Genomic DNA, 8,809 nt, shown 5'->3' on the forward strand with positions numbered 1-8,809 from the left:
CCGCTGTCCTTCATCATGGCCGTTGCGGATGACCACGGCACTGTCGCAGTCAGGGCAGCGCACGCCATCCGGCCAACGATGCTGACGCACAAGCTCATAGCACTTGGCCTCGTCCAGCAGGCCAGACCCCCTCTGTGCCAATGACGATGAGACACCGGCCCCCCTGCGAGTTTAGACTTGGGCACGGGAGAACGACATCGTGGTTATGCCCAACACAGATGGCTCAATCGACCCGAAGAATGCGGCTGGCCACAGCCAGGCCCGTAAACCAACGACGGTCCCGCCACCGTCTGCCGCCTCGCCCGAGCTGTCACCCCGGCCCCAGCGCCGGACGTTCTCTGCGGCCGCGAAGCTGCGCATCCTGGCAGAGACCGACCGCGCCGCGGATACCGGCGGGATCGCGGCCATCCTGCGGCGCGAAGGCCTTTACTCGTCAACCCTGACCGATTGGCGCCGCCAGCGGGATGCGGGCGCCTTCGAAGCGCTCAAGCCGCTGCGGCGTGGCCCCAAGCCCGTGCTGGCCCAACCCGCCGCCGATCTCGACCAGCTTCGCCGCGAAAACGCCAGGCTGCGTCAGCGGCTCGAACACGCCGAAGCCATCATTGGAATCCAAAAAAAAGTTGCGGCCTTGCTGGGCATGCCGATGGCGACGACCGAGCCCGACGAGACGCCATGATGCAGGCCGTCATCGCCCTGACCGCCAAGAGCGGCCTCACCGCAAGCGCCTGTGCCGCTCTCGGCCTGGCCCGCGCCAGCGTCTATCGCGCCCGCAGCCGTCGCCTTCAGCCACCCGCGCCAAGCTCGGCCAGACCCGCGCCGGCGCGGGCGCTTGGACCGGAGGAACGCAGCCGTGTGCTCGATCTTTTGCGAACACCCCGGTTCGTCGATCTGGCCCCCGCGGAGATCTATGCCACCCTGCTGGACGAGGGCGTCTATCTCTGCTCGATCCGCACCCTGTATCGCATCCTGGCCGAAAACGGCGAGGTCCGCGAACGCCGCGACCAACGCCGCCATCCGGTCTACCAGAAGCCCGAGCTGCTGGCCGAAGCCCCCAACCAGGTCTGGTCGTGGGATATCACCAAGCTGATGGGACCGGCCAAATGGTCGTATTTCTACCTGTACGTCATCCTCGACATCTTCAGCCGCCGCGTCGTCGGCTGGTGCGTCGCCGACGCGGAAGATACCGCCCTGTTCAAGGCCCTGTTTGACGAAACCTTCGCCAAGCATGGCGTGCCACCCGGGCAACTGACGCTGCACGCCGACCGCGGCGGCCCCATGAAGGCCAAGGCAACCGCCTTCCTGCTGGCCGATCTCGGGGTCACCAAGTCGCATAGCAGACCGCATACCTCAAACGACAACCCTTTCTCGGAGGCGCATTTCAAGACCCTGAAATACCAGCCGCAATTCCCCAAACGGTTCGGCTGCATCGAGGATGCCCGGAGCTTCTGCCGCCGCTTCTTCACCTGGTACAACCAGGATCACCATCATGTCGGTATCGGCTTGATGACTCCGGACCAGGTGCATTACGGCCAGGCCAACGACGTTCATGCCGCCCGTCAGGACGTCCTGACGCAGGCCTACCAAGCCAACCCGGAACGCTTTGTGCGCAAAGCTCCCGTGCCACCGCCTATGCCAACCCAGACCTGGATCAACCCACCCCGGAAAACAGACATCAGCCAAGCCTAAATTCATACGTCGGCTGTCTCAAAGTCATTGACAGGTTCCGAGACAGGTTGACCATGTCGGATACCGCCATGCCTACGTAGCCTCCAAAACAACCAGATCACGTCTTCATCCGATCAGATCAGAGACCTGGCTTCGGCGCTACCCCATCCCGAGCCACCCCCCCCGGAACCCAATAAGAGCCTCTCTCGATTGTCGGTTGAAGGTCCACGATTTCCGTCTCCACCCTGTGCCAGGCCAGCACTAGCCAGGTGAAAGGCAGGACCGGCGACCCGGACCCGCAGCAGGTGGAGATGGCCATCGGCGAGGCCCCCAACGGCAGGCTACAGCCCGGCACCACAAGGCCGATCAACTGGCCGAGGATGGCGATGATGGCAAACAGGCCAGGCAGGGCGGAGCCGCCCGCGCCGCGGCGGGACAGGGGCGCGTGAAGTTGCCGTCTATCGTGCGGCAGCGCCCCGCGTCGGTGATTTCATGTGCCGGACGAACAACATGATCGCCGCGCCAAGAACCTTCTGCCGGTAGGCGGCGCCAAGCGCCGGGGTGTGGGAATGATAGAAGCCGACGGCGGCCAGCAGGTTGCCGTGCGCCTCCGTCAGGTAGAGCCGCATGATCGCCGCCGCCGCGGCGATGTTGAAGCAGGGATCGTTGATCAGGCGGTCCGCGACCGCTCCCGGCGGCATGCGGACATACTGCGCCAGCGGCCGTATCCATACCGTATTGACCTGCATCACCCCCAGATCGGCCGTTTCGTTTGTATTGATATGGACCAGGCCGGGGCGCCCGCCCTCGACCGCCTGGATCGACGGCAACACCCGCGGCGGCAGGTGATAGAAAGCCGCCGCCACGGTCATGCAAGCCAGGAACGGTACGCTCACGGCACGACCGCCCGGCTTGCCGCCGCCGCGATCCGCTGCGCTAATGCCATGGCACCAGACCGTCGGGAGAAAACATGACCAAGTTCACCTGGGAACATATCCATCTGCGCTCACCCGATCCGGAGGCGACCGCCGCATGGTATAAGGACAAGCTCGGCGCCGAGGTGGTCAAATCCCCGCAGGCCGACGGATCGTTGCGTATCGACCTCAATCTCAGCGGGCAGAAGGTGTTCATCGCCAAAGCCCTGCCCGGGAAGGCCGCCGAGGCGCCATCCTCGCCCTATCTCGGCCTGGATCATTTCGGACTGACCGTGACCGACCTCGAACAGGCAGTGCGGGAACTGAAGGCCAAGGGCGTCACCTTCACCATGGACATCACCGAGGCACGACCCGGCGTGCGCATCGCCTTCCTGAAGGCGCCGGAGAACGTTTCGATCGAGCTGCTCCAGCGCGGATAGCCCCCGCCAGCCGGCGCCGCAACCGCTGGGCAACCGGGGTCAGGCCGCGTCCATGATCGCCTTGATCGATTTCAGGTCCTGGACGAACGCCTCATACTCCCGGGCCTTCGCCGCCGCGTCCGGGATGCGCAGCAGATAGGACGGGTGCACCGTGACGAATGCCGTCTGCCCGTCCGCCATCCGGATCGGCCGCCCCCGCTCGCGGCTGATGGTAACGGCGCGCCCCATGATGGCGCGGGCGGCGGAGGCGCCCATCAGCACCATCAGCCGTGGCCGCAGATGCTCCCGCTCGATGGTCAGCCAGACGTTGCAGGCCTGGATTTCGCTGACATCCGGAGTCTGGTGCAGGCGCCGCTTGCCGCGCATGGTGAACTTGAAGTGCTTGACCGCATTGCTGACATAGATGGTGCGGCGGTCGATGCCGGCTTCCTCCAGCGCGCGGTCCATGACCTGGCCGGCGGGACCGACGAAGGGGCGGCCGATGACGTCCTCCTGGTCGCCCGGCTGCTCGCCGACGAACAGCACCGTGGCGCCGGCCGGGCCCTCGCCGAACACCACCTGCGTCGCCGGTTCGTACAACGGGCAGCGGTGGCAGTTGGTGGCATCCTTGCCGGCGCGCACCAGCACCGGATCGGGCGCCAGCTTCAGCACCACCGGGCCCAGCGCCGGGCGGTCCAAAGGCCGGGGCGCCTCGTCCAGGTCCTCGGCCTCGGGCACCGAGGTGCCGGGTTCGGCCTGCTCCAGCAACTGCCGCCCGTGCCGTTCCCACCAGGCGCGCAGCGCATCGTCGTCCTCGACGTGTTTCAGGCCGGAGCCGAACAGCAAGCCGGCGCCGTCCCGGTGCGCCGCGCCGTCCGGGGTGACGATCGAGAACGCCTTGTCCGGAAAGCGCCGGGCGATCAGTTGCGCATTGGCCTCCAGCACGAAATGCGCCGGCACGTACCAGCCCAGGTAGCGCGTGGCCCCGCTATCGCTCACCGGCAGGAAGCGGATGTTGGTGCGCATGCGGTGCGCCTCGGCCCGGACGGACAAAGCCAGCCGGCGGGCCAGCGCCACGTCGGGGTCGCCGCCATCCTCCAGCAATTTCTCGCCGGCATGGGCGCGCCAGACCAGGCTGTAGAGCAGGCCAAACCGCTCCGGCTCCCGCGCCTGGATCGCCACCGAGGCGAGCGAAACCAGCGACCGCGACAGGCTGAAGCTGCCGGATGCCTCGGGCAGCGTCTCCGTCGTGCCGCCGACGGACCAGGTGACCGCCTCGGGCTCGATGCCGGCCAGCACCAGCCGGCGCGCGACCTGCCGCCAGCCGTCCCAGTCGGTCTCGTTCTTCAGGGCTATCTTGGGCATGACAATCCGGCAACCTCGGGGGCTATGGCTTTCCAAGCCTGCCATTCGTTTTATGCTGTGCCAACGTGCCTGCTTCCAAGGCGGTTGCACCCATAGCCATGGGGACGTTCAAGCCAGTCATCATGCGATCACTGTGGCATTCCGCCTGGAGCCTGCTGGCCGCCGCCAACCTGTTCTGGGCCGGCAACATCATCCTGGGCCGCGGCCTCGCCGGGCACGTTCCGCCGATAACCCTGAGCTATATTCGCTGGACCGGCGCGTTCCTGATCGCCCTGGCGGTCGCCTGGCCGCGGTTCAAGGCTGATCTGCCGGTGATGCTGCGGCACTGGCCGACGATGCTGCTGCTGTCGGCAACCGGCATCGCCTGCTACAATACCATGTCGTATATCGGCCTGAACAGCACCACGGCGCTGAACGTGCTGCTGCTGCAATCCGCCACGCCGCTGATCATCATCGTCTGGGCCTTCGCGCTGTTCCGCGAGACGCCAACGCCGCGCCAGGCGGCCGGCGTGCTGGTTTCGCTCCTCGGCGTGGCGGTGATTGCCGGGCGCGGCTCGCTGTCGGTGCTGGCGCAGTTGCAGATCAATCGGGGCGACCTGTGGGTGCTGTCGGCGCTGGGGATCTACGCCTTCTACTGCGTCATCCTGCGCAAGCGGCCGATGGTGAATTCGCTGAGTTTCCTGGTTGCCGCCATGGGCATCGGCTCCTGCATGATCCTGCCGTTCATGCTGTGGGAGGTCGCCTCGGGCGCCCGCATCCACGGCGGCGCGGGGACGTACCTGGGCATTGCCTACACGGCGGTGCTGCCGTCCTTTGTCGCCTATCTGTTCTTCAACCGCGGCATCGAGCTGATCGGGCCCGGCCCGGCGGGCCAGTCCATGCACCTGATGCCGCTGTTCGGCAGCGTGATGGCGGTGCTGTTCCTGCACGAGCGTTTCCGGCTGTTCCACGCCGTCGGCATTGGCCTGATCGCGGCCGGCATCCTGCTGGCCTCGGCCAGGCGGCCGGCGATGCGGTTGATTCGGCTGCCCAACCGAACGTGATCTCAGCCGTCTTGATCACGGCGGCGGCATCGCCAAACCTCCCTCGCTCATCAGGGGGGCGCCAGTGCGAATAATTGTTCCTCTTCTGCTGTCGGCGGCAATCGTTTCGTCCTGGGCGGTTGCCCGGGCTGACGACAAGCCGCCGGCACCACCGGCTTCGGTACAGACGGTGAAGGTGTCGCCCAAGATCCTCGAAGCCATCCTGGGCAGCCGCGTCGTTGATGCCAAGGGCAAGGACATGGGCCGTCTGGTCGACGTGCTGGTCGATGACAAAGGCCGCCCGGACGCCGCCGTGATCGATTTCGGCGGCTTCATGGGAGTCGGCAACCGCAAGGTGGCGGTGCACTGGAGCGCGCTGCATTTCGATCCGGCCGACGGCAAGCACCAGGTGGTGCTGGACATGACGCCGGACCAGATCAAGGCGGCGCCGGAGTATTCCAGCGCTGACAAGCCGGCGCCCGTGGTGACGCCGGCCGAGACGACGCCACGATCACACCCAGCCGACACGGCGGTGCAATCGCATCCAGCCAGTCCGGCGCAACCGCATTAGGCACGATGCGGCGTTTCATCTCCTCCTGGCCAGGCGGCAATCGCGCGCTGGACCTGGTCAATTTCTTCGTTGCCGACGTGCAGACCGGCTTCGGCCCCTTCGTCGCCGTCTATCTGACCACTCATAAGTGGACTCAGGTGGAGATCGGCTTTGCCCTGACCGTCGGCACGGTGACCGCGCTGGTCAGCCAGCTTCCGGCCGGAGCGCTGGTGGATGCGATGCGCAACAAGCGCTTGGCGGCCGCCGGCGCGCTGATCTTCGTCATCATCGCCGCCCTGCTGCTGGCGACGCTGCCGACCCCGCTGCCGGTGCTGGTGGCGCAGATACTGCACGGTTTCGCGAGCTGTGTGATCACGCCGGCCATCGCCGCGATCAGCCTGCACGTCGCCGGCCATGCCGCGCTGGGCGAGCGGCTGGGCCGCAACGCCCGCTTCGCCTCCATCGGCAATGGCCTTGCCGCCGCGGTGATGGGGGTGACCGGATCCTACTTCTCTTCGCGGTTCGTCTTCCTGCTGACGGCGGCGCTGTGCGTGCCGGCGCTGTTCGCGCTGTGGTCGGTCGGGGCCGGCGCCCATGCGCGAACCCAGACCACCAGCCACGGCCTGGACCTGACGGGGCTGAAGCGCCTGGTGACCGACCACCGGCTGATGATCTTCGCGGTCTGCGTGATGCTGTTCCACCTGTCGAATGCTGCCATGCTGCCGCTGGCCGGCGCGATGGTGACGATGCGGGCGGGGGATTATGCCAACCTGATCATCGCCGCCTGCATCGTCGTGCCGCAAATGGTCGTCGCGGCGCTGTCGCCGTGGATCGGGCGGGCCGCCGAGCAGTTCGGGCGCCGGCGGTTGATGCTGCTGGGCTGGGGTGCGCTACCGCTGCGCGGCCTGCTGCTGGCGGTGCTGCCGGGCGCCTGGCCGCTGATCTTCGGTCAGGCGGTCAGCGGCATCAGCGCGGCGGCGTTCGGCGTGCTGATGCCGCTGCTGGCGGCCGATCTGACGCTGGGTTCGGCGCATTTCAACCTGTGCATGGGGATGCTGGGCCTCGCGGTCTATATCGGCGCAGCGATCAGCACCACGTTGTCGGGCGGGATTGCGGATGCGGCCGGCATGCAGGTGGCATTCTTCGCGCTCAGCGGCATCGGCGTCCTTGCGTTTGCGACGGTCTGGCTGGTCATGCCGGAGACGCGGCCGGCCAGGGACGGGGAGGAGGGCCGGCTGGCGTCGGTGATCCAGTCGATCTAGGGCGGGGAGGAAACTGCGCCTCTGTGCCGGCGGCGGCATTGCGGGTGGCTGCGGAAGACAGCGATTACGGCTGCTTGAGCGAGGTGGTGCGCGACCGGGGCCTGCGCCGCAAGAGCGAGATGTTGAGGAATTGCGTCGGCTGGTGCGAGAGGGCATTGAAAGCGGACAGGGGCTCGACGCCGGTGCGGTGTTCAGGCCCAACTTGGACAGTAGGTGACAGGTTGATATTGCATGGTATCGACCGGCCCCGTAATTTCAATGGCTTGCGAGGTATCCTCTGCCCCACACAAGAATCTGTAGTGCTAAATCATGCGTCCATAACCCCGTTGTGAATTGACGAATCGGCTACTTTCCGAATGCTAGGGCTATGTTCGTCCGGGAAAAGCGCATCGGCCCCTACACCTACGTCTACCTGGTAGAAACCGTCCGCCAAGACGGCCGGGTCAAGCAGCGCATCATCCGTAATCTCGGCCGCAAGGAAGAGGTCGAGCGCAGCGGCGACCTCGACCGTCTCGTCCGCTCCGCCACCCGCCTGGCACAGCGCTCGATGATCCTGTCCCTGCTGGAGGAGGGGGGCGGGGCGGAGGACCTCGCCTGCCGGCGCATCGGCCCGCCGCTGCTGTTCGAGCGCCTGTGGCGGGAGACCGGCTGCGGCGATGTGCTGACCGCATTGCTCACCGGGCGCGGCTTCGGGTTTGCCGTCGAACGCGCCGTCTTCCTCACCGTCCTGCATCGACTGATGGTGTCCGGCTCGGATCACGCCTGCGCCCACTGGCGCGACGATTACCGCATCGCCGGCGCCGATCGGCTGCACCTGCACCACCTCTACCGCGCCATGGCCTGGCTCGGCGAGGAATTGCCGGCGACCGAGCAAGCCAACCGCACGCTGGCGCCGCGCTGCGTCAAGGACCTTGTCGAGGAGCGCCTGTTCGACCGCCGCCGCGACCTGTTCACCGACCTCTCCGTCGTGTTCATGGACACCACCTCGCTGTATTTCGAGGGTGAAGGAGGGGCCACGCTTGGCGAGCTTGGTCATTCCAAGGATTTCCGGCCGCAACTCAACCAGATGATCGTCGCCATCATCATGGATCAGGCGGGACGCCCGGTCTGTTCGGAGATGTGGCCCGGCAACACCGCCGACGTCACCACGCTGGTGCCCGTGGTCGAGCGCCTGCGCGACCGCTTCGGCGTCGGTCGGGTCTGCGTGGTGGCCGATCGTGGCATGATGAGCGCTGCCACCATCGCCGCGCTGGAGCAACGCGGCCTTGAATACATCCTCGGCGTGCGCGAACGCAGTTCCAAGGAAGTCCGTGACGTCGTGCTGGCCGATCCGCAGCCGAGCGTGCCGCTGAGCATTCCCCGTCGGGGCCGGCCTGCTACCGAATTGCAGGCCAAGGAGGTCATGCATGACGGACGTCGCTACATCGTCTGCCGCAACCTGCTCGAGGCCGAGCAGGATGCCCGCAACCGTGAGAGCGTGCTGGCGAGCCTGCGCGCCAAGCTCAAACAAGGCGACAAATCGCTGGTCGGCAACAGCGCCTACCGCCGCTACCTCCGCACACCCGATGAGCAGCACTTCACCATTGATGAAGCGCGCATCGCCGATGAGGCC

9 protein-coding genes are annotated in these 8,809 nt (G+C 66.6%); 6 read left to right on the forward strand and 3 right to left on the reverse strand.

Annotated elements, in window-relative coordinates:
* Window positions 1-141: transposase (locus tag CCS01_RS36040; RefSeq protein ID WP_146101675.1), on the reverse strand; the 141-nt coding region annotated here is incomplete at its 3' end.
* Window positions 142-199: 58 nt separating this feature from the next.
* On the opposite strand from CCS01_RS36040, the gene CCS01_RS10525 reads away from it, so the two are divergent.
* Window positions 200-1,686, forward strand: a protein-coding gene (locus CCS01_RS10525) for an IS3 family transposase (RefSeq protein ID WP_408887482.1) whose coding sequence is annotated in 2 segments (ribosomal slippage) — window positions 200-653 and window positions 653-1,686 — 1,488 coding nt in all. Because the reading frame shifts where the segments join, the coding sequence is not laid out codon by codon here.
* Window positions 1,687-2,123: 437 nt separating this feature from the next.
* On the opposite strand, the gene CCS01_RS10535 is transcribed toward CCS01_RS10525, so the two are convergent.
* Window positions 2,124-2,561 carry a lytic transglycosylase domain-containing protein gene (locus tag CCS01_RS10535; protein WP_104518782.1) on the reverse strand — a complete coding sequence of 146 codons (438 nt, stop codon included), beginning with the start codon at window positions 2,559-2,561 and terminating at the stop codon, window positions 2,124-2,126.
* 74 nt (window positions 2,562-2,635) lie between these two features.
* Here CCS01_RS10535 and CCS01_RS10540 point away from each other — a divergent pair, with 74 nt between their 5' ends.
* Window positions 2,636-3,019 carry a VOC family protein gene (locus CCS01_RS10540; RefSeq protein ID WP_104518783.1) on the forward strand — a complete coding sequence of 128 codons (384 nt, stop codon included), beginning with the start codon at window positions 2,636-2,638 and terminating at the stop codon, window positions 3,017-3,019.
* 39 nt (window positions 3,020-3,058) lie between these two features.
* Here the strand turns inward: CCS01_RS10540 and CCS01_RS35095 are convergent, their stop codons facing one another.
* The gene (locus CCS01_RS35095; RefSeq protein ID WP_158258335.1) at window positions 3,059-4,363 is read right to left on the reverse strand and encodes a UdgX family uracil-DNA binding protein; all 1,305 of its coding nucleotides are present in this window, start codon (window positions 4,361-4,363) and stop codon (window positions 3,059-3,061) included.
* A gap of 122 nt (window positions 4,364-4,485) precedes the next feature.
* Between CCS01_RS35095 and CCS01_RS10550 the strand changes: the two genes are divergently transcribed.
* The 4 genes from CCS01_RS10550 to CCS01_RS10565 form a co-directional block, all read left to right on the forward strand.
* A complete protein-coding gene (locus tag CCS01_RS10550; RefSeq protein ID WP_158258336.1) occupies window positions 4,486-5,406 on the forward strand; it encodes a DMT family transporter in 921 nt (306 codons plus the stop codon).
* Window positions 5,407-5,470: 64 nt separating this feature from the next.
* Window positions 5,471-5,956, forward strand: coding sequence for a PRC-barrel domain-containing protein (locus CCS01_RS10555; protein WP_146101676.1), 486 nt, complete (start codon window positions 5,471-5,473; stop codon window positions 5,954-5,956).
* 5 nt (window positions 5,957-5,961) lie between these two features.
* Complete coding sequence (locus tag CCS01_RS10560) at window positions 5,962-7,197, forward strand: MFS transporter (protein WP_104518787.1); 1,236 nt, start codon at window positions 5,962-5,964, stop codon at window positions 7,195-7,197.
* 367 nt (window positions 7,198-7,564) lie between these two features.
* Window positions 7,565-8,809 (forward strand): IS1634 family transposase (locus tag CCS01_RS10565; protein ID WP_104518788.1); only part of this gene is annotated, 1,245 nt, incomplete at its 3' end.

It is taken from the genome of Rhodopila globiformis (genome assembly GCF_002937115.1).
Taxonomy (GTDB): Bacteria; Pseudomonadota; Alphaproteobacteria; order Acetobacterales; family Acetobacteraceae; genus Rhodopila; species Rhodopila globiformis.